The 20,429-nt window shown below is 68.1% G+C and carries 14 protein-coding genes and 2 pseudogenes; 9 read left to right on the top strand and 7 right to left on the bottom strand.

Annotated elements, in window-relative coordinates:
* Positions 1–77: 77 nt before the first annotated feature.
* The 3 genes and pseudogenes from G1H11_RS08445 to G1H11_RS27400 form a co-directional block, all read right to left on the bottom strand.
* Complete coding sequence (locus G1H11_RS08445) at positions 78–1,748, bottom strand: MFS transporter (RefSeq protein ID WP_425501201.1); 1,671 nt, start codon at positions 1,746–1,748, stop codon at positions 78–80.
* An 89-nt stretch (positions 1,749–1,837) separates the two neighbouring features.
* Positions 1,838–2,383: pseudogene (locus G1H11_RS27405) on the bottom strand (ATPase); the annotation flags it as partial.
* A 981-nt stretch (positions 2,384–3,364) separates the two neighbouring features.
* Positions 3,365–3,874: pseudogene (locus G1H11_RS27400) on the bottom strand (AAA family ATPase); the annotation flags it as partial.
* A gap of 144 nt (positions 3,875–4,018) precedes the next feature.
* On the opposite strand from G1H11_RS27400, the gene G1H11_RS08435 reads away from it, so the two are divergent.
* The 6 genes from G1H11_RS08435 (at position 4,019) to G1H11_RS08410 (ending at position 8,953) form a co-directional block, all read left to right on the top strand.
* Complete coding sequence (locus tag G1H11_RS08435) at positions 4,019–4,612, top strand: NADPH-dependent FMN reductase (RefSeq protein WP_163818033.1); 594 nt, start codon at positions 4,019–4,021, stop codon at positions 4,610–4,612.
* Between the two features lie 47 nt (positions 4,613–4,659).
* Complete coding sequence (locus G1H11_RS08430; protein ID WP_163818031.1) at positions 4,660–5,613, top strand: ATP-binding cassette domain-containing protein; 954 nt, start codon at positions 4,660–4,662, stop codon at positions 5,611–5,613.
* Positions 5,614–5,654: 41 nt separating this feature from the next.
* Positions 5,655–6,416, top strand: coding sequence for an ABC transporter permease (locus tag G1H11_RS08425; protein ID WP_163818029.1), 762 nt, complete (start codon positions 5,655–5,657; stop codon positions 6,414–6,416).
* Between the two features lie 98 nt (positions 6,417–6,514).
* Positions 6,515–7,780 carry a DUF7134 domain-containing protein gene (locus G1H11_RS25665; protein WP_163818027.1) on the top strand — a complete coding sequence of 422 codons (1,266 nt, stop codon included), beginning with the start codon at positions 6,515–6,517 and terminating at the stop codon, positions 7,778–7,780.
* A 44-nt stretch (positions 7,781–7,824) separates the two neighbouring features.
* Complete coding sequence (locus G1H11_RS26975; protein ID WP_163818426.1) at positions 7,825–8,520, top strand: response regulator; 696 nt, start codon at positions 7,825–7,827, stop codon at positions 8,518–8,520.
* Positions 8,521–8,590: 70 nt separating this feature from the next.
* Positions 8,591–8,953 carry an MmcQ/YjbR family DNA-binding protein gene (locus G1H11_RS08410; protein WP_163818025.1) on the top strand — a complete coding sequence of 121 codons (363 nt, stop codon included), beginning with the start codon at positions 8,591–8,593 and terminating at the stop codon, positions 8,951–8,953.
* A 12-nt stretch (positions 8,954–8,965) separates the two neighbouring features.
* On the opposite strand, the gene G1H11_RS08405 is transcribed toward G1H11_RS08410, so the two are convergent.
* Together G1H11_RS08405 and G1H11_RS25180 are read right to left on the bottom strand one after the other, a co-directional pair.
* Entirely contained in the window at positions 8,966–9,529 is a 564-nt protein-coding gene (locus G1H11_RS08405; protein WP_163818022.1) for a GNAT family N-acetyltransferase, read from the bottom strand.
* 95 nt (positions 9,530–9,624) lie between these two features.
* The gene (locus tag G1H11_RS25180; RefSeq protein WP_216843573.1) at positions 9,625–10,230 is read right to left on the bottom strand and encodes a M15 family metallopeptidase; all 606 of its coding nucleotides are present in this window, start codon (positions 10,228–10,230) and stop codon (positions 9,625–9,627) included.
* A 166-nt stretch (positions 10,231–10,396) separates the two neighbouring features.
* Here G1H11_RS25180 and G1H11_RS08395 point away from each other — a divergent pair, with 166 nt between their 5' ends.
* Complete coding sequence (locus G1H11_RS08395; RefSeq protein WP_163818020.1) at positions 10,397–11,185, top strand: ABC transporter ATP-binding protein; 789 nt, start codon at positions 10,397–10,399, stop codon at positions 11,183–11,185.
* Positions 11,186–11,209: 24 nt separating this feature from the next.
* Positions 11,210–13,765, top strand: coding sequence for an ABC transporter permease (locus G1H11_RS08390; RefSeq protein WP_163818018.1), 2,556 nt, complete (start codon positions 11,210–11,212; stop codon positions 13,763–13,765).
* A gap of 767 nt (positions 13,766–14,532) precedes the next feature.
* On the opposite strand, the gene G1H11_RS08385 is transcribed toward G1H11_RS08390, so the two are convergent.
* Together G1H11_RS08385 and G1H11_RS08380 are read right to left on the bottom strand one after the other, a co-directional pair.
* Positions 14,533–15,054, bottom strand: a complete 522-nt coding sequence (locus tag G1H11_RS08385) for an META domain-containing protein (protein WP_163818016.1) — start codon at positions 15,052–15,054, stop codon at positions 14,533–14,535.
* A gap of 110 nt (positions 15,055–15,164) precedes the next feature.
* On the bottom strand, positions 15,165–18,170 hold the full coding sequence (locus tag G1H11_RS08380) for an AsmA family protein (protein ID WP_163818014.1): 3,006 nt from the start codon (positions 18,168–18,170) through the stop codon (positions 15,165–15,167).
* Positions 18,171–18,407: 237 nt separating this feature from the next.
* Between G1H11_RS08380 and G1H11_RS08375 the strand changes: the two genes are divergently transcribed.
* On the top strand, positions 18,408–20,267 hold the full coding sequence (locus G1H11_RS08375; RefSeq protein ID WP_163818012.1) for an acyl-CoA dehydrogenase: 1,860 nt from the start codon (positions 18,408–18,410) through the stop codon (positions 20,265–20,267).
* The last annotated feature ends 162 nt before the right edge of the window (positions 20,268–20,429 follow it).

Genomic DNA, 20,429 nt, shown 5'->3' with positions numbered 1-20,429 from the left:
ATCGCTCCTCGCGAGTGATGGACATGGTCTGCGCGCATCCGGCGGGGACGGCGCGAGTCCCCGCCGGATGCTGCCGGTCAGCTTCTCTCCGCCACCGTATCCCCCGTCCGGCTAGGGGCGGGTATGACGTCGACTTCCAGGACAGGCGTGTCCGGAAGCGCAGGGGCAGCGGACGCGACGTGCTCCGCCGCGGACGCGACCTCTTCGCTGTGTCCCGCGTACGGGCGAATGTGACGCAGCAGGATCGCGGCGAACGATGCGGCGATGGCGACCAGTGCCGACCCGGTGATGGCGGTCATGTGCAGGCCCTGCGTGAAGGCGGCCTGGGCTGCGTTCACCAGCGGGACAGCGACCTCTGCCGGCAGGTTCTCTGCCGTGACCAAGGCACCGGCAAGTGTGTCCCGGGCCGCGTCGGCCGCAGGTCCCGGTGTGCCCGCGGGGACGTCGGCGAGCTGGTTGCGGTACACGGCGGTACCGATGCTGCCCAGGATCGCCAACCCGAGTGCGCCGCCGAACTCCTGGCTGGTCTCGGAGACGGCGGACGCCGCTCCGGCGCTGTCCGGTGGTGCGGCACCGATCACGAGGTCGATGCCGAGCGCGGCAGCAGGTGAGAATCCTCCGGCCATGATGGCCGCGCCGACGATCAGCGGCGCGATGCCGCTCCCTTCTTCCACCTGGACGAACAACGCGATACCGACTGCGCCGATGAAGAGCCCGGCAGAGATCAGGAACGCCGGCCGGATCCAGCGCACGAGCGTGGGCGCCAGCATCATGCCGATGATGCCGGCCGCCGTCATCGGCAGCACCCACAGCCCGGTCCGCCACGGCGAAAGCCCGTGAACCAGCTGGAGGTACTGCATGATGAACAGGTTCAGGCCCATCATGACGAACGTGGCGGCGGTCATGGCGGCGAGGGAGACGCTGAACGCGGGGTTCCGGAAGAGCTTCACGTCGATCAGCGGATCGTCCAGGGTGCGCTGGCGGCGGAGGAAGACGACGCCGGCCGCCACGCCCGCGACGATCGCCGCCACCGGAACGGGGCTCCAGCCGTCCTTGGCGAGTTCCTTGATGCCGTAGATGACCGGCAGCGCGGTGGCCAGCAACAGGAGCGCGCTGACGAGGTCGAGACGCGCGGTGTTCGTACTGCGGTACTCCGGCAACAGGAAGGGACCCACCACAAGGAGCAGCACCATCACGGGCACGCCGACCAGGAAGACCGACCCCCACCAGAAGTTCTCCAGCAGTGCGCCGCCGACGAGCGGGCCGATTGAACCGCCCACCATGAAGCTCATCGCCCAGATCGAGATCGCGGTGGTGCGCTGCCGCGAGTCGAGGAACATGTTGCGGATCAAGGACAGGGTGGAGGGCATCAGCGTCGCCCCCGCGATACCGAGCAAGGCCCGGGTGGCGATGAGCATCTCCGGGCTCGTGGAGTATGCGGCCAGCACGGAGGCGACGGCGAAGGCGGCGCCGCCCATGAACAGCAGCCGTCGTCGCCCGATGCGGTCCCCGAGGCTGCCCATGGTGATGAGGAAGCCGGCGATCAGGAAGCCGTAGATGTCGGTGATCCACAGCAGTTGCGTGCTGCTGGGCTGGAGGTCCGCGCTGAGGTGCGGTACGGCAAGGTGCAAGACCGTGAGGTCCATGACGACGAGCATGGCGGGCAGGGCCAGGACGGCCAGCCCGATCCATTCCCGCGAGCCCGCTCGGGGCGGAGCAGTGGTGGTCATCTCGATCCTCTCAGTGATGTCGTCGCCTCATGCTTTGGAGTGGCGAAGTCTTCTGGAAGGACCGTATGAGCTCAACTAAAGTTAAGGTCAAGTCACCGTGACCTGCATCATAGTTCCCAGTAGATGTCTGCAGGTGGCTGGTAGCGGCACGCCGTGCCGGTGGATACCGCGGTTCGCAGGTGTCCGGCTAGTTCGGGGTGCGACGCGTCGAGTCGCCGGAGGGAGTCCCGGATCCGGGCCGTGACAGTCTTGCGTGATCGCTCTGCTTCGTCACCCAGCCTGCGATCGCGCCCACCTAGTCCGGCCGCCCGGCGCAGTTCGCCGAGGAGCGCCGAGCGCTCGCGGTCGAGTTCTGCGGCGTTGGCGTCGTCGTGCCGGGACAGTGCCCGGTCGATCTCCTGGTCGAGGACACCCAGGCGCTGGCGGTAATGGGCCTTGGCTGTCTCGTCGAGCACCGGATCACCCCCGAGCGAGTGCGCGACGCGGATCTCGTCGTCGCCGCCCCGGCTCACAAGTTCGACGGCCGGGATGTCAGCTCCGGGACGGCTGAGGAGGGCATGGAGATCGTGAAGTCCTTTCGCGTCGGGCACATGGACCGTGTGGCCGGCGTATGCGAGCGTCCAGACAGCACCGTCACGGCGGAACACAGCGGTTGAGCCAGCATCGCCGTTCTCCCCTCGCCGATTGTGCTCTTGCGCGGACAAGCCGGTCAGTTCGGCAAGCCCGGCGTCGGCGTGTGCGGCGAGATCGTCGTCCCCGATGCGCCGCGCCAGATCACCCACCTCCTCGTAGACGTGCCGGGCGTCGTCGAACCGGAGAGCGCGCCGGTACTGGTCCGCGACACTGAGCATGATGCGGGGGCGTCGGTGGTCGTCGTCCGGCAAGAGCTCCAGCGCCCGCCTGAAGTGCGTCGCCGCCTCTTCCGACGCCAGCCGGCATGCGGCCTCATGCGCTGCCTGGAGAAGGTAATCGGTGACTTCGCCGACCGGGACGTCGGGCACCGCCTGGTATCCGTGGTGGGCGAGGCGTGCCGCTACGCCCTCCAGCGGGCGATCCTTGACGGCCTGGACCACCGCAGCGTGGCGGCGTCGGCGCTCGTCCGGGGCGAGCGAGCTGTACAGAACCTCTCTGACGAGGTCGTGGGTGAACGTGAAGCGACCGGCATCGTGCTGCGTCACCAGCCGCGCCAGCGCCGCCTGCTGTAACCGCTGATGCACCTCCGCCGCTGGAAGGCCGGCGACAGCTGCGAGTGTCTTCCGGTGAAACTCCGGCCCGATCATGGCTGCGTCGGCGAGGACGGAGACGATCGCCTTCGGTAGGTAGGACAGATGCCGGTCAACCGCGTCCTTGATGCCGGGCGGCGCGACGTCCAGCGAACTCCCGATCTGCCACAGGCGGGCCAGCTGTTCGACGAACAACGGGTTGCCGCCGGTACGGCGGTGGATCTCGGCGACGAGATCGTCCTCCGGCTGCAGGCCGGTGACCTGCTCGACCAGTGTGGCGACGTCGAGGAGCTCCAGCCCGGTGAGGGTCACCGTGGTCGCCTTGAGCTCCAGCGGGCGCAGATACTCCCGCAACGGGTGGTCCGGCGCTTCGATCTCGACGTCGCGGTACGTGCCCACGAGCAACACCGGGTGGAACAACACGTGGCGAACCACGAAATCGAGCATCCGTAGCGAGGACACGTCGGCCCAGTGCAGGTCTTCGAGCGCGATCACCAGCGGGTGGCTGCGGGCCACGGTGACCAGCACGGTCGTGACCGCGTCACAGAGCCGGAACGCCGCCTCGTCGAGGTCGCTCATCGGGGGCGGCTCGGTGAAGTCCCCGAGCAGGTACGTCAGGCCGGGCCCGGCTGCTGACGTCGCGTCGGCCCAGGTCTGTGGGTCCAGCTGACGCTCCAGCGCCCGGATCACTTGAACCCAGGGCCAGTACCCGGGTGCGCCCTGCCGGTCCCAGCACGCGCCACCCGCCACGAGTGAGCCATCCGCGGCGGCTTGGCGCAGCATCTCGGCGATCAGCGCTGTCTTCCCGACTCCCGGCTCGCCGGTGACCAGAAGCAGCCCGCCGTGCCCTGTCCGGGTCCGCTGGACCTCCGCACGGATCACCGCAGCCGGATGCTCACGGCCGACAAGTGCTGGTGCCACTGCCTACGCCTCCAGAGCCGTCGTCTCCGCCTCGGCTCGCCTGCTCGACCGCGTCTAGCGGCCGCTAGACGCCAACCAGCGCCTCCTAGACGAGAGCACACGTTACCGGAGGTCACCATGGCCGCGAACACACGCAACCGGACTATGACCGGTACAACATCGTCACCGACCGCACGGATTCCGCTGCGCACTGCAGTCATCGTGGGTAGCACCCGGGAGGGCAGAACCGGTGAGTCGATCGCCCGGTGGTTTGCTGGGCGCGCCGCCCAGGATGAGCGGCTCACCGTCGACCTCGTCGACCTGGCCCGGTACGACCTTCCACGACGACTTCCGCGGCGTCCGACACTACCCATGCGGGAGCTCACCGCCACGATCGACCGCGCTGAGGCGTTCGTGCTGGTGACCCCGGAGTACAACCACGGCTACCCGGCGTCGCTCAAGCAGGCCATCGACGTGGGCTGTGACGAATGGTTCGCCAAACCCGTGGGCTTCGTTGCCTACGGAACCGGCGGGCACGGCACGCGCGCCGTCGAACAGCTCCGGCTGGTGTTCGCGGCACTCCACGTGGTCACTGTCCCCGACGTGGTCAGTTTCGACCTGGCAGACGGCACCCTCCACGACGGCCGCCCGCGGGACGGCGAGCGTACCGATGTGGCGGTACGGCGGATGCTTCGCCAGCTCACCTGGTGGGCCGAAGCGCTCCGCGAAGCACACGCCGCGCGGCCGTACGTCGCTTGACCTCGTGAATCGACACCGACAGTCCAGCACACACCCAGGAGATGATCATGATCCGCACCCAGAATCTGACTCGCCGCTTCACCTTGAAGAAAGAAACCGTCGAAGCCGTGCGTGGCATCGACGTCGACGTGCAGCCGGGAGAGCTGGTCGCCTTCCTCGGCCCCAACGGGGCCGGCAAGAGCACGACGCTGAGGATGCTGACGACGCTACTGCCGCCCAGCGCCGGGACGGCCGAGGTGGCGGGCTTCGACGTCGTCCGTGATCCGGTAGAGGTAAGGCGCCGGATCGGCCACATCGGGCAGGGTAACGGCTCCCTCGACGGTCTGCGGATGAACGAGGAGCTGACCATCCAGGGCAGGTTCCATGGATTGGACCGGACGACGGCCCGCGCGCGGGCGGCAGAGCTGCTCGATCGGCTCGACCTTTCCGAGCAGGCAGACAGGGACGTCGCTCGGCTCTCCGGTGGCCAGCGCCGCAGGCTCGACGTCGCGATGGGGCTCATCCACCGTCCCCGCCTCGTCTTCTTGGACGAGCCGTCCGCGGGACTCGATCCGCACAGCCGCGCCAACCTCCTCGAGCACATCCGGCGGCTGCACCGGGACGACGAGGTGACGATCGTTCTCACCACGCATTACCTGGACGAAGCGGACGCGGTGGCCGAACGGGTGGTCGTCATCGACAACGGCCGGATCATCGCCGACGGAACGCCGGACCAACTCAAGTCGAAGGTGTCGGGTGACCTCGTCACGGTGGCACTGGCCGAGAACGACGACAGCGGTGCCGCCAGGGACGTGGCGAGCCGCGTCCCCACTGCCCACGATGTGGAAGCGGGCGACAGCCGCTTGAGCTTCCGGGTCGAGAACGGTGACGCCGTGCTGCCCGACGTCGTGCGGGCACTGGATTCAGCCGGGATCACATTGCGCAGCGCGCAGGTGAAACGGCCCACCCTCGACGATGTCTTTCTCACTCTGACCGGCCGCAGCCTGCGCGACGACGACTGATCGCCAGGCGGAGACGAACGAACGTAGCGAGAGGAACGAACATGGCTTTGCTCACATCCATTGCACCGGTCTTCGAGCGCGAGCTTCGATCCAAGGTACGGACGCCGTGGCCCTACATCGAGGCGCTGGCCGACCCGTTGCTCCTGCTGGTGCTCTTCGCGCCGCTGGTAGCCGGACTCGGTGATGTTCCCGGCCTGCCGGACACCGACACGATCCAATGGTTCGTGCCCGGCATGCTCGTGCTGATGGTTTTCACCACGGCCGCCTTCATCGGATCAGGCCTCCAGGAGGAGCGGCAGGCGGGTTCGATGGAGCGCATGCTTGTGACGCCGGTCAGCCGCTTTGCCTTGCTCATGGGGCGGGTACTCAGGGTGATGGCGATCGTCGTCGTGCAGAGCGTCGTCGTGGTGGCCGTGACGGTTCCGTTCGGGTTGCAGGTGCACCTGGACGGCATGCTCGTCGCGGTCGTGCAGCTTGCCGTGCTGGCGGCCGCGCTGGGCATCGCGTCGCTCGCCGTGGGCCTGGTGCTCAAGAACGCGTACGCGTTCTGGGGCGTCATCGCCATCTTCTACACACCGATCATCGTCACGTCCGGAGCGCTGCTACCCATGGATCTGGCGCCTGGATGGCTGCACGCGATCTCCCGGGTCAATCCCCTGGCGCACGTGGTCGAGGCGCAGCGGACGCTGTTCGCCGGCGAGTTCGGTCATTCCTCGATCATCCTCGGTTTCCTCGTGGCGGGCGTCGTCGCCGCCGTCGGAGCCGTCGTCGGCACCCGTGCGATGAGGCGGCTGAGTCTCTAGGAGGCGCCTCGCGGTCCGCCCGTGAGTGGACGGCGGACGCGTGAGTCAGTCCGCAGGATGACGTGAGCCCGCATGTCCAGAGCGTAGGGTCGTTGGCTGTGCGACGCCGAGATCGGTTCTACCTCTGGCTGCGGGAGAACCCGCTGCTGGTGGACTCCGTGTTCGCCGTCGCGCTGTTCCTGGTCTTCGGCCTCTTCGGGTGGCCGGTGTTCTTCGATCCGCTCGGTTGGACCTACTCCGGCTACAACGGGCTCTGGCAGATCGGGATGGGGGTCAACCAGGTCCTCGATTCCGTGGGACTGCCGCTGATCTCGGCCGGGCTGACGCTACCCCTGGCGTTGCGCCGGGTGCGCCCGGTGTGGAGCGGCGGTATCGTCGCTGCCACCGCGCTGATGCAGTGGTTCCTCGCGCTCCCGATTCAGGCCGCGCAGGTCGGCGTGCTCATCGCCCTGCACGCCCTCGCCGCCTACGGGCCGCGATGGGCCAGCCGCGGTGGCCTGGCACTCGGGCTGCTGGGCGCTCCGATGGCGGCGGCCCGTTACGTCTACATCGACCTTTTCTCGGCTGGGCTCGTGACCGTCGGCATCGTCGCCCTCGTTCTGGCGGCGTGGGCCCTGGGAGATCTTCAGCGGGTCAGGCGTCAGCAGCTGGAAGGCTTGCGGGAACGCGCGCGCAGGCTGGAAGCGGAGCGTGAACAGGAGGCTCGATTGGCAGCGGCGGACGAGCGAGCGCGGATCGCCCGGGAAATGCACGACGTGGTGGCGCATTCTTTGTCGATCGTGATCGCTCAGGCCGACGGAGGCAGGTACGCCGCCGCGGACGACCCGAACGCCGCCGTCCGCGCTTGTGAGACCATTTCGCAGACCGGGCGTGCCGCCTTGACCGACATGCGGCGCCTGCTGGGCGTCTTGCGCACCGACGACGCCGGTACCCGATCACCTACGCCGAGCCTCGCGGATCTGGACGATCTCATCCACGGGGTACGCGAGAGTGGGCTGAACGTGCGCTTCACCACCACGGGCGTCCCACGGCCCGTTCCCTCGGGGGTGGAACTGGCCGCGTTCCGCATCGTCCAGGAGGCGCTGACCAACGTGCTCAAGCACGCTGGCCCGGATGTATCAGCCGACGTCCGAATGGACTGGACTCCAGCCGGCCTGATGATCGCCGTCACCGACGACGGCCGAGGTGCCGCTGCCGACAGCGCGTTGCGCCCGGAACCTGGCACGACCGGGCACGGCATCCCCGGCATGACCGAACGGGCCACGCTCTACGGTGGCAGGCTCAGCGCGGGGCCGGTTCCGGGTGGGGGTTTCGCGGTGCGGGCACACCTTCCGTACGTCGCCCGGGAGACAATGCAGCGGTGACCGGACCATGGACAGCCGACTCGCCGGACGCCGAGTCGAGCCGCATACCAGACGCCCAGCATCCGATCCGAGTCGTCCTCGTCGACGATCAGCGGCTGGTACGTGCCGGACTCGGCATGGTGATCAACTCGCAGCCTGATCTCGAGCTCGCCGCGGAGGCGGACAACGGCGCGGAGGCACTGGAGAAGCTGAGCGTGACCCGGTGCGACGTGGTGCTCATGGATGTGCGGATGCCGCGGCTCGACGGGATCGAGACGACCCGCCGCCTGCTCGGCGATCCGCGCTACGCGCCCGCACCCAAGGTGATCGTGCTGACGACATTCGACCTGGACGAGTACGCGCTGGCCGCGATCAAGGCCGGAGCCAGCGGATTCTTGCTCAAGGACGCTCCACCGGAAGAGCTCCTCGCCGCTGTCCGGACCATCTTCAGGGGTGACGCGGTGATCGCCCCCAGCACCACTCGGCGGTTGCTCGACCACGTGGCACCGTTGCTGCGCGAGGAAGAACCCGACGCCGGCGCGGACGCGCTCGACGCGCTGACCGACCGCGAGCGCGAGGTCCTGGTGCAGATGGCGTACGGGCTGTCCAACAGTGAGATCGCCGCCCGGTTCGTCGTCTCCGAGGCCACCGTGAAGACGCATGTGGGCCGCATCCTGGCCAAGCTCAACTCCCGTGACCGGGTCCAGGCCGTCGTCGTGGCCTATCAGACCGGCTTGGTGAAGCCCAACGACAACCATTGAGCCGCACGCGTGGCGGGGCCGGCCAGCGAAAGGATTGGGCCGGAACGGATGCCTTGGCAGAATGCTGTGAATGACAGCCGATCCGCTGGAACGACTGCGGCGCCTGTGCCTGGCGCTGCCGGAGACCACCGAGCGCCTGAGTCACGGTGAACCGACCTGGTTCATCCGCGGGAAGAAGACGTTCGTCATGTACGCCGACCACCATCACGATGATCGGCTGGGCTTCTGGTGCGCGGCCGAGCCCGGCGTGCAGGAATCGCTCGTCGCCGCGGAGCCGTCGCGCTACTTCAGGCCGCCGTACGTCGGGCATCGCGGCTGGCTCGGTGTGTGGCTCGATGTGCCGGTCGATTGGGAGGAGGTCTCCGAACTGGTCACCGACGCGTACCGCGCCGTCGCCCCGAAGACACTGATCGCCCGGCTGGACGAGGCGTGATTTGCGATTGGCTCACCCGTGAAGGCTGCTGAACTCGGAGCGCAGTATGCCCATGACGATGGTGTCGTGTCGCTCGCCGTGCCAGAACAGCGCATCCCGAAGGCGTCCCTCCACGACGAAGCCGCACTTCTCGTAGGAACGCCGGGCTCGCTCGTTGAAGGAGAACACCTCCAGTTGCACGCGATGCAGGCCCACCACGTCGAAGACGTAGCCGAGGATCAGCCGGGTCGCCTCGGGTCCGATACCTTGCCCCTGGAAGCCGCTGACGAGGGCGATGCGGAACCCTGCGGACTCGTTGTCCAGGTCGAACTCGTTCACGCTGAGCTCGCCCGCGTACGCGCCGGTGTCGTTGAGCTCGATCACCATGTCCAGCCGATCCGGCTGCTCCTCCCGGCTGGCGCACCAGCGCTCGATCTGTTCGTAGGTAAAGGTCTGATGGGTCCCGGTCAGCCGCAGGCCCTCCGGGTCCTGGAGCGCCTCGAACGTCGCGTCGACGTGCCGGGGTCCTAGCGGGACGAGTCTGATCCGCTCGCCGGTCAGAGTGGGTTTGTTCGCGATGGCCTCGGCGTTGATCACGGTACGTGCTTAACAGTGCCGTCCCACGGCCGCAAGGCATTTACTACGAGGTGGTCCGCGCCCGGCGCGCCACTGGCTGGCCAGGATCACGTGTGCTAGCCGCCGGCGTCGGCCTCGAGATCCGGGCAGGCGCCCCCGGGCGCGGTGGTGGGCTCGAAATGCCACGGCTCGTTGGCGTAGCGCTGGCATAACCCGAACCGCCAGCCGTGCTCGGCGAGCCATGCCGCCGCGTCCTCGGGGCCGACGTCGACGGCGAGCCCTCGAACGTGCATGGACTCGTCGGGCGGTAGCACCCATTGCCGGGCGACCTCCGCCGAACCGTGCCGATGCACGGCCTCGTCGAAGAGTCCTTGCTGGTAGTCGTGGCTGCGCCAGCCCGACGTGACGGTCAGGCTCAGCCCTGCCTCCGCTGCCGCGCGGATTGCCTGGTCGACTCGCTCCGCCATCTCGGTGGTGAGATCGCCCGGCTCGGGACCCTCATCCAGCGAGGGGTCGATGACGTGCGGATCGCCGGGCCGTCCGGCGCTGGGCTCGTCACCGTGGGGCTCGGGCCCGCCGGCCGGGTCTCGGCTGAACTCCGGCAAACCCAGGGGGTCTCCACGGTTTCCGGCCAGGACCGCGGCCCCGGTACCGCCGAGCAAGGCGGCTCCGAGGAGTCCGAGCAGGCCGCGCCGAGTAGTGACATGCGGGGTTGTAGACATGCGGTACAGCCTCGGTGCTGAGCGTGGTCGTCGGCGTCAGCCCGCAGGGTGATCCACTCGTCCCGGCATACGGCCGCAGGCTGAGGCGAAGACCAGCCTCAGCACTGACGAGCGGCGGGCCGCACCCGCCTACCGTCGTCTTTGCACATGACAACAGGAGGCATTCATGTTCATATCAGCGACGCCGGACCAGGCGGCCGGTGAGCCGGGGACCGGCAGCCGCCAACACGCCATCACAGCGGCTGGACTCACCAAGGTCTACGGCGCCGGTGACACCGCGGTCCGGGCGCTCGATGAGGTCGACATCGCGTTCGAAGCGGGGAAGTTCAGCGCCATCATGGGTCCGTCGGGTTCCGGGAAGTCCACGCTCATGCATTGCCTGGCCGGGCTGGACACGATCACGGCCGGACGGGTCTGGCTCGGCACCACTGAGCTGACCGGCCTCAGCGACCACGAGCTCACCCTCCTGCGCCGGGATCGCGTCGGCTTCGTCTTCCAGTCCTTCAATCTTCTGCCCGCGTTGACCGCCCAGCAGAACATCGAACTGCCGATGGACCTCGCCGGCCGCAAGGTCGAACGAGCATGGCTGGACGAACTGGTCACGACCCTCGGCGTGGCGGACCGGCTGGCGCACCGCCCGGCCGAGATGTCCGGCGGCCAGCAGCAGCGAGTCGCGATCGCGCGTGCTCTCGTCACCAAGCCGGACGTCGTCTTCGCCGACGAGCCCACGGGCAACCTCGACTCCCGTGCCGGCGCCCAGGTTCTCGACATCCTGCGCCGCGGCGCCCGAGAGCTGGAACAGACGATCGTGATGGTGACGCACGACCCGGTAGCCGCGTCGTACGCGCAACGGGTGGTCATGCTCGCCGATGGCCGGCTCGCCGGGGACATCGACGAGCCGACGCCCGAACGCGTCGTCGCCGCTCTCGACCGGCTCCGGGGAGCTGAGCTCTAGATGCTACGAGCCACCCTGACCCAGATGCGCGCAAACGTCGGCCGGCTGGTCGCCGCGGGCGTGGCCATCGTGATCGCCACCGCGTTCGTGACGGCCACCTTGCTGAGCACCAGCTTGATCGAGCGCACGGCGTACAACGCCATCCTGACCGCCTATCCGAACGCGGATGTCATCGCCACCCAGGGCATACTCACCCCGGACGTTCTGGAGCAGGTCCGCGCCACCTCCGGCGTGGCGGGCGCCGACGGACGATACCGGGCCAGCGTCGTCCTCAACGCCGGCGGGCAGTCGGACTATCAGATGGCGGCGCCCACTCCGCAGACGTCCGAGCTCCGCCTGCAGCTTGCCGACGGCACGTATCCCGACGGCCCGGGGGAGATCGTCATCTCCGAGCCGATCGCCGAGCGTCTCGATGCGCGCGCAGGATCCACGCTCGACATCGAGGTGGATGTCTGGACCTCGGACGACACGTGGGAGCGCCAGACGGAGACCGTCACCGTCTCCGGCATCTTCCCCGATCCTGGCGCCGCGTTCGACGCGGACCTGCCGGGGGTCTTCGCCGAGCAGGGTGACCTGAACCGGTGGTCAGGCATCCCCGATGACGCCGAACCGACGTATCACCTGCTGATGGCGGTCGCGGAGCCGGGCACTTCCGCGGGAGAACTGCGCCGGTCCCTGGAGCCGCTGCTGCGGGAGAACGGTAGCGTCGTCAGGACCGCGGACGAGTATGCGGAAGCCGTGACCGCCGACTTCACCGCGGACACCTATCTCCTCGCCGCAGTGCTCATGGGCTTTGGTGCGGTGGCGATGTTCGCCGCCGGAATGGTCATATCGAACACTTTCGCCGTGCTGGTCGCTCAGCGGACTCGTCAACTCGCCTTGCTGCGTTGCGTCGGAGCGACGCGCAAACAGGTACGCCGGGGAGTCCTGGCAGAGGCGGCCACGCTCGGTATCGGTGCATCCGTCCTCGGCATCGCCACCGGAATCTCGCTGGCACAAGCGACACTGGCCATCCTGGGCCGGGTCTTCGACGTCACGTGGTTGCCCACGGGTGTGCCCGTGCCGATGTTCGCGGCGATCATCCCGCTGGTGGTCGGGACCCTCGTGACCATCCTCGCGGCGCTCTCCCCTGCGCGTGCCGCCACTCAGGTGGCGCCACTCGCCGCGTTGCGTCCCAGCGTCCCGCCGGCCTGCCGTTCTCGGGCATCCGCCAGGCGCATGCTCGTCACCGCCGGCCTACTGCTGGCCGGCGGAGCGCTGCTGGCCGTGGGCGTGGTGTTCACCACCTACGGCGGCGACGTCTCGGCCGGCCTGATCGTCGGCATGGCCGGTGGCGCGGTGTCCTTCCTCGGAGTGATCGTCGGAGCGGTGGTAATCATCCCACCGGTCGTCGCCGCGGTCGGGCGGGTGCTCGCCCGGCAGGGTGGAGTGCCGGCGCGGATCGCCGCCGTCAACGCGATGCGTCATCCGCGTCGCACGGCGTCCACGGCAGCGGCCCTGCTGATCGGTGTGACGCTGGTCGCCATGATGTCCGTCGGCGCGGCATCGGCACAGGCGACGCTCGACGACGAGCTCGACGAGCGGTATGCCGTGGACGTGAGCGTGGGCGACGAGCCCTTCGGTGTCTCCGAGCCGGGCATGGCAGTGCCCACACCACTTCAGCCCCAGGTCGTGGACGCCGCAACCACGGTCGCTGGCATCTCGACGGCGGTGCCGCTTCACGGCGCCCACGCCGAGGTCGCCACGCCTCACGCCACCGGACTCGTCGTGAGTGTTCTCGGTGTGGATCCAGGCGCCGCGCGCGGCGTCGTCCGAGCCGAAGAGGAGCTTGCGGCACTGGCTCCCGGTACCGCCGTCGTGCCGGAGACCTTGGTCTCGGAACTCGGTGTGGAGGACGGAGGCACCATGACGCTCGCCGTGAACGGCCGGTCCGCCGAGTTTGACGTCCAGGTGGCGAGGTTCCCCGAGTACGCGGTCATCGTCACCGGCGACGACCTGATGAGCCTCGCGCCGGACGCGGAGCTCAACCGGCTGTGGATGGCGCTGGACCCGAGCGCGGATCCGGAGACCGTGATCCGGGAGATCCAGAATTCCATCAGCCAGGTGGCTTCGACGGATACCGCGGTGCCCGTCCTGGGCGCAGCCGCCGAACGTTCCGAGATCTCGCGGGTGCTCGACACGATGCTCGCCGTGGTCACTGCGCTTCTCGCGGTCGCCGTGCTCATCGCCCTGATCGGCGTCAGCAATACCCTGTCGCTCTCGGTCATCGAACGAACACGGGAATCGGCGACCATGCGAGCCCTCGGCCTCACCCGGCGCCAGCTGCGTTCCATGCTCGCCATCGAAGGCATGATCGTGGCGGGAGTGGGCGCGCTCGTCGGGATCGCTCTGGGTGCGGTCTACGGCTGGTTGGGGACTCTGACCACGCTCGGCACCGTGTGGGATACCACGCTGACAGTGCCATGGCCGCGTCTCGGCGTGATCCTGCTCGTCGCCGTCCTGGCCGGATTGGTCGCCAGCGTGCTACCCGGTCGTCGTGCGGCCAAGGCCGCGCCGGTCGCCGCCCTCGCCGCTGAATAGAGGCGCCGCGCCGGAGGGGGTGCGGGACGTAGTCGTCCGGCGTCGCGTCCTGTGGGCGGTGAAGCATGCCCACAGGAAGCTCTTAGAGTGCCGGACGACCACGTCCCACACCCCCGGCTGTTGGGGCGCCTGGATGCCGGACGACCACGTCCCACACCCCCGGCTGTTGGGGCGCCTGGATGCCGGACGACCATGTTCCACACCGCCGGCTGTTGGGGCGGTGGGAGTGCCCGACTGCATGATCGCGTTTGCCCTGCGTGTCGGAGTTCGAAGCTGGGGCCAGCCTAGGATAGACATGGCGAAGGCCCCTCGGAACAGCGGTCCGAGGGGCCTTCTGTTGGCCGCCAGCCGGGGCACCCGGGGACCGGGTACCTCGACGCCGCAGCCGATGTCTGCGGCTACGCCGATTGACGTGGTTTCCCGCGTCGCGGCGCATCACGGCCGGCCCTCCGGTCCGAACGGGCACCCACACATCGGATGTGGCCTCGCGGTCTCCCGCGAAGTCGGCCCGCCGTTGTCCGGTCGACCAGTCCGCACGTGGGCGGGCCCTCCGCCGGGTTGCCCCGGCTTCGAGATTCCGTCTCCCGTGAGGACGTTGGAGCATGTCTAGTCCTCAGCCAGCGCCGAGCGCAAGGGGTTCGCGAGAAGATTCTCACCAGCTCGCGATGTCCACAGGATCATCCACAGGCGATCCTGGTCACATCCCCGCATACCCACAATGCTGTGGACAGAATCTGTGGACAGAGGGTCACCGTCCACGTTTCGAGCTACTCGTCGTCCTCCGAGTCGCCGGCCGGCACGTCGTCGGCTGGCGGCTCCTCGGTGACGCTCAGCTGGAGCGAGTCGCCTTGGGCGTTGGTGAGTGTCAGCGATTCACCGTCGATCTCGACCATGACCGTGCCCTGCAGGACGGCCATCATCGCGGAGTCCGACTCTCCTTGCGCACCGCTGCAGGCGCGCATCGTCGAGAAGACCTCGGAGAACTCGACAGTGCCGTCGTCCTCGTTGATCTCCGCGTTTCCACCGAACGTGTTGCAGCCGGTGTTGCCGCCCACGGCACCGTCCTCGAGCAGGAGGTACGCGCCGACGTCGTCGGGTATCTCGGTCGTGGAATCGTCGGCCGAGAGTTCGTCCAGACCCCAGTAGGTGCCGGCGAGTGGCATGCCCTCGGTCTGCGACCCGGGGTCGCCATCGTCGGGAACCGCGGTGGTGTCGTCGCCACCGTTCCCGCACGCGGCCAGCACCGTGGCGCTCGCCAATACCGTGACAAATTGTCCAAGTCGTCTCATGTCGATGAGACGTACCGACGCGCCGTGGCGTTCCATCAAGATCACACCTCACTGTATCGAGTCTGCCGGCCGTGCCTGAGATGCGGTCCCGCTCACTCGGTCCTACGGTGTCATCGACGTCCGAGGATCCGGGTGACGGCCGCGCCGATCGTGGTGACGAGTACGGCGCCCATGAAGATCAGCCCGTATGCCACCCACAGGTCGAGGCCCCGAGGGTCGAACGATGCCGCTTGCTCGAGTCGCAGCACCGGAACGAGAAGGTCCAGCGAATACCCGAACGAGGTGAATGTCGGCTGCCGGTTCACATCGATCGGGTCCAGCGTCTTGCCCGCGAAGTACACCGTGCCGAACGCGAGCAGCCCCGCGAACCACAGAGCCGCCAGCCCTGGCCGGTAGCCGTACCCGACCATGGCGTCCTGAATGTATCCCCAGGCCTTCATGAGCAGGTGGCCGAACGACGAGCGCCCCAGCAGGTCGCGGCGGTGACGGTGCCTGGCCAGCAGCACCGTCCGGGCAGCCGCGTCGTCGCCGATCCGCCTGTAATGGGCGGCGAGCTGTTCGTATGCCTGGTGCTGATAGCCGGTCGGATCGCGCCGAAGCCACGCCAGTGCGGTCTCCACGCTCGCGCCGCCGGGATCGTCGAACGTCAGTCCGGAGAGCAACACCGTGGTGGTGTCGGTGGGATCGAGCACCAGGGTGCGCACCGCGGCGTCGCGCAGGTCGACCGAGCACTCGCCCTGTGGAAGATCGACTGATCCCGCCCGTATCGCCGAGAGATCGAGATCCATGGAGCCTGACATCACCCGGGGACGACGGACGACGAGGCCGTCCAAGGAGAGCCGACGAGCGATCTCCGCTTCCCGGGTGGTCACGACGGGTCGGCTTTCGCTGGTCACCGACATCGCCTCGCAGATCAGATCACCGCTGACCCGGCTGCGCGCCAGGACGACGGCACCCTGAACGTCGAGCTCGGACAGCCGGAGGACGCCGCACGTGAGCTCGGCCGCTACGAGGGCGACGCCGCTGCCGGCCGTAATGCTCGCGCCGTTGATCCGGACGCCGGAGTCGAACGTCGCCCCCGTGAGACGTACCGCTCCGCGAAAGCTTCCGCCCTCGATCACGAGGTCGCCGGAGATGGTCCGCAGCGCGCTCAGGACCACCGGCCCGTCCGCGGACTCCACGCCGTTCCCGGTGAACTTGGCTCCGTTCGACACGATCCGCCGCCGGACGCGCGCCTGGTTCAGCCCCGCCGTGCCGTCGACCTCTGTGCCGTGCAACGACACCTTTCCGCCGACGTTGATGCCCGTGCAATCAAGAGCGTGGTGACCTGGAGCGCGCAGAACACTGCCGTCGAGAATCACATCGCCACCCACCGTGGCGTCGCGAAGGATCACCCGGCCTTCGGCCCAGAACGAACCCGCGTTGGAGGAGTACGGGTCGTTCCCCGCGACCAGGTCTCCACGGACCTCTGCGCGGGAGGCGATCAGGGCGTTCGCGTCCGGGTTGATCAGCCTTGCTCCGGTGAGCACCAGGCTGTCGGTGGAGATCGCCGTCAGCCGGAGCCCGCCGCGCGCCACCAGGTTCCGTGCGGTGAACCGGCCGTCGACGCGCAGGCCGATACCGTCGATGACGATGCCCGCGCCCTCCACTGTGGCGTTGCGCAACAGCACATCGCTTCGCACCCGGCATCGGAACAGTCGCACTTTGCCGGCCACCCGCGCGCCGTCCATGGCGAGGCTCTTGCCGATGTCGGCGTGCGAGAGGTCGATGTCGCCGTCGGCTTGGAATGCCTCGCCGAAGGTCATCCTGCCGCCGATCACAGCACGTGAGGCGTTCAACGCCCGCCCGTCGGGCCGGTTGAGACGAGCGCCGCTGAGAACGAGTCCGGTGCCCACCTTGGCTGCATACGCGTTGAGTGTTCCCTCGTTGTACAGCCCCTCACAGTTCAGCTCTCGTCGAACCGTCGCGGACTGGAGGCTGACCGACCATGCGTCATGCGGGCACGAGACGCGCGTGTCCACCAGGCGTACGTAGGTGGCCTCGATCTCGTCGAGCGCCACGTGCCCGTCGAAGCTGGCGTTGTCGGCCACGAGGTTGGTGATCCGGGCACCGCTGGCGACGACGGCACGGCCGGCGGTCTCACGGACGCTGAGCCCGCGCATGGCGAGGGTGTCCCGGATGACGCTGCGTGGGAGGGAGACCGCGCCCTGCACTCGCGCGCCGCTCTCCAGTTCGATGCGATCCGCGGCGACGTCGCCGGCATGCAGGGCGTAGCCCTTCGGGCACGCCAGCACGGCCCCGTTGAAGGCGACGGTGCCGGTGATGGTGGCGTGCCGCAGGTCGAGCGTTCCGGTGCATCGCATCCCGTCGCCGTAGAGTCCCGCCGCGGTCAGCCGCCGGGCGTCGACGGCCGTGCCGTCGCCGTTGCGGATGACAGCGTTGGTCATGTCCACTCTGCCATCCACCTTCGAGGCTCCGGAGAAGACCACGGAGCCTCGGGCCCGCAGTCCCGCGAGGCCGAGCCGCCCGCCGACGGCGAACCGCTCCGTGTGCAGGGCGTCCTCCCCACCGGCGAACATGCGGGCGCGGTCGAAGAGGAGGTTCCCCCACACGTTGAAGTTGTGTGCGCGAAAGGGTGTCTCTGCGGTGATGAAACGGCTGTCCTCGAACGACATTGAGCGATGCACACGGGTATCCGCGAGCATCGTCGGCCCGAGGTGGCAGTCGCGCACGGTGAACGAGCCCTCGACGTCAACGGACTCAGTCCGCAGGCCAGGCAGATGACACCGGGTCAGCTCGATCCCGGCCATGAACAGCTCGGCGAACCCGACGGTCTCGTCCACCCAGCACAGGTCGAGCCGTATCGGCCTGCCCAGGCGGCCGTAGCGGAAGAGCATGTCGCCTGTGACACGGGCACCGGTCAGCCGGACTGCGGCCCCGTACGCTGCGCTGCCGTCGCGCACCAGTTCCGCGAGCACGTCGGCACGGACGACGCGGGACTCGGGGAACTCGTCGGCGCTGGCGATCGCCCGGGGATCGATGTCCCTGCCCAGCACGGCCTCGCCACCCTGCTCGAGCGCATCGCGAAGTGCCTTCTCCGCAGGTGTGAGCCTCAATCAATGACCTCCTCGTGCATCGGACGGCCTCAGCGGCCTGTGTGACCGCTAAGCCCACCCGCTATTGCCCACGTCCGGCCGAGGCAACTTGTCTGTGCAAGAGACTTCACCACCTCGGGGGCAATGATCAAGAGCCGGGCTGACCGAATGCGCGTGGTTGCGAAAGTTACTCACGGGTAGCATCATGGGTGTTACTGGCGGGTAACCAAGCGGGTCCCGGAGCCTGACGGAGGAACAATGGGGCATTACAAGTCCAATCTTCGCGACATCGACTTCACCCTCTTCGACGTGCTGGGCCGCGACGAGCTGCTGGAGCGTGGTCCGTTCGAGGACTTTGACCTCGACACGGTGCGGAGCATCCTGGCTGAGGTCGACCGGCTGAGCCGGCAGGAACTCGCGGCGTCCTACGAGGATTCGGATCGCCATCCGCCCGTCTATGACCCGGAACAGCGCACGGTCACGGTGCCGGAGTCGTTCCGGAAGAGCTATCAGGCACTGGTCGACTCCGAGGTGTGGCGCTTCACCGTGCCGCCGGAACTCGGCGGCACGCCGCTGCCTCGTTCCATCTACTGGGCGATCGCCGAACTGATCACCGGGTCGAACGCCGCCGCATGGATGTACGCATCCGGACCGGCGTTCGCGAGCATCGTATGGCGCAACGGCACCGAGTCCCAGAAGCGGATCGCGGAGATCATGATCGACAAGGGCTGGGGCTCCACCATGGTGCTCACCGAGCCCGATGCGGGATCCGACGTGGGTGCCGGGCGGGCTCGCGCGTTCCCGCAGCCCGACGGCACATGGCACATCGAAGGCACCAAGCGCTTCATCACCTCCGGCGAGCACGACATGACGGAGAACATCATCCACCTCGTCCTCGCCCGCCCCGTGGGTGTCGAGGGTGCGGGCGGCCCGGGGACCAAGGGCTTGTCCTTGTTCATCGTTCCGAAGGTCCGATTCGACCCGGAGACCGGCGAGCTCGGTGAACGCAACGGTGTCTACGCCACCAACGTCGAAAAGAAGATGGGGCTGAAGGTCTCCTCCACATGCGAGCTGACCTTCGGAGAGTCGGAACCGGCCGTGGGGTATCTGCTCGGTGAGGTGCACGACGGCATCGCGCAGATGTTCCAGGTGATCGAGTACGCGCGGATGATGGTCGGGACCAAGGCGATCGCCACCCTCTCCTCCGGCTATCTCAACGCTCTCGAATACGCCAAGGACCGGGTACAGGGTGCCGACCTCACACAGGTCTCGGACAAGACGGCCCCGCGGGTCGCCATCACGCGTCACCCGGACGTTCGCCGGTCGCTGATGACTCAGAAGGCGTACGCCGAGGGTATGCGGGCATTGGTGCTCTACACCGCCACTATGCAGGACGCGGTGATGGAGGCCGAGATCCGCGGCGAGCGCGACGAGACATCCGAACGGGTCAACGACCTGCTGCTGCCCATCGTGAAGGGCTACGGTTCGGAGCGCTCATGGATCGTCCTCGGCTCGGAGTCGTTGCAGACCTTCGGCGGCTCCGGCTTCCTGCAGGACTACCCGATCGAGCAGTATGTTCGCGACGCGAAGATCGACACCCTGTATGAGGGCACCACTGCCATTCAAGGACTGGATTTCTTCTTCCGCAAGATTGTCCGGGACAACGGGCGGGCGATCGGCTGGCTGTCGCAGCAGATTCAGGCCACGCTCTCCGCTGAGGCCGGAGGCGACACTCTCAAGGCTGAGCGGGAGCATCTCGCCACCGCGCTGGAAGACGCGCAGGGCATGCTCGGAGCCATGACCGGCTTCCTCATGTCCGCGGATCCGTCCTCCGAAGGCGGCGATCCGCGCAACGTCTACAAGGTCGGGCAGAACACCACACGTTTGCTTCTCGCCATGGGAGACGTCGTTGTCGCATGGCTGCTTCTTCGGCAGGCTGCCGTGGCGCTGGAGCGGCTCGACGGCGAGGTTCGCCCTGCCGACCGTACGTTCTACGAGGGCAAAGTGGCCGCAGCCCAGTTCTTCGCCCGGCAGGTGCTTCCCCGGCTGACCGCTGAGCGGGCCGTCGTGGAGGGCACGGACAACGCGCTCATGGATCTCGCTGAAGAAGCCTTCTAAGACCAGGGGCCCGGAACCTGGGCAGCCGCCGAGGCGTTGTCGACTGGACGACGGTAGACGATCGTGCGGCAAGGGGTTCCGGGCACCATGGCGGGTCACATTCGGGTAGCGACTCGGCGTCAGTGCCATGGGTTGCCCGTGCTGCCGGATACTCGGTGTGGA

The sequence above is a fragment of the Phytoactinopolyspora alkaliphila genome (assembly GCF_010550695.1).
GTDB lineage: Bacteria > Actinomycetota > Actinomycetes > Jiangellales > Jiangellaceae > Phytoactinopolyspora > Phytoactinopolyspora alkaliphila.
Note: the sequence above shows the minus strand (reverse complement) of the source record. Positions and strands in the feature narration are given on the sequence as shown.

Excerpts from the sequence above, each read along its gene's own strand:
- G1H11_RS08435 (WP_163818033.1), top strand. The coding sequence starts at position 4,019 with ATGACCGGTACAACATCGTCACCGACCGCACGGATTCCGCTGCGCACT.
- G1H11_RS08430 (WP_163818031.1), top strand. The coding sequence starts at position 4,660 with ATGATCCGCACCCAGAATCTGACTCGCCGCTTCACCTTGAAGAAAGAA.
- G1H11_RS08425 (WP_163818029.1), top strand. The coding sequence starts at position 5,655 with ATGGCTTTGCTCACATCCATTGCACCGGTCTTCGAGCGCGAGCTTCGA.
- G1H11_RS08410 (WP_163818025.1), top strand. The coding sequence starts at position 8,591 with ATGACAGCCGATCCGCTGGAACGACTGCGGCGCCTGTGCCTGGCGCTG.
- G1H11_RS25180 (WP_216843573.1), bottom strand. The coding sequence starts at position 10,230 with ATGTCTACAACCCCGCATGTCACTACTCGGCGCGGCCTGCTCGGACTC.
- G1H11_RS08395 (WP_163818020.1), top strand. The coding sequence starts at position 10,397 with ATGTTCATATCAGCGACGCCGGACCAGGCGGCCGGTGAGCCGGGGACC.
- G1H11_RS08390 (WP_163818018.1), top strand. The coding sequence starts at position 11,210 with ATGCGCGCAAACGTCGGCCGGCTGGTCGCCGCGGGCGTGGCCATCGTG.
- G1H11_RS08385 (WP_163818016.1), bottom strand. The coding sequence starts at position 15,054 with ATGAGACGACTTGGACAATTTGTCACGGTATTGGCGAGCGCCACGGTG.
- G1H11_RS08375 (WP_163818012.1), top strand. The coding sequence starts at position 18,408 with ATGGGGCATTACAAGTCCAATCTTCGCGACATCGACTTCACCCTCTTC.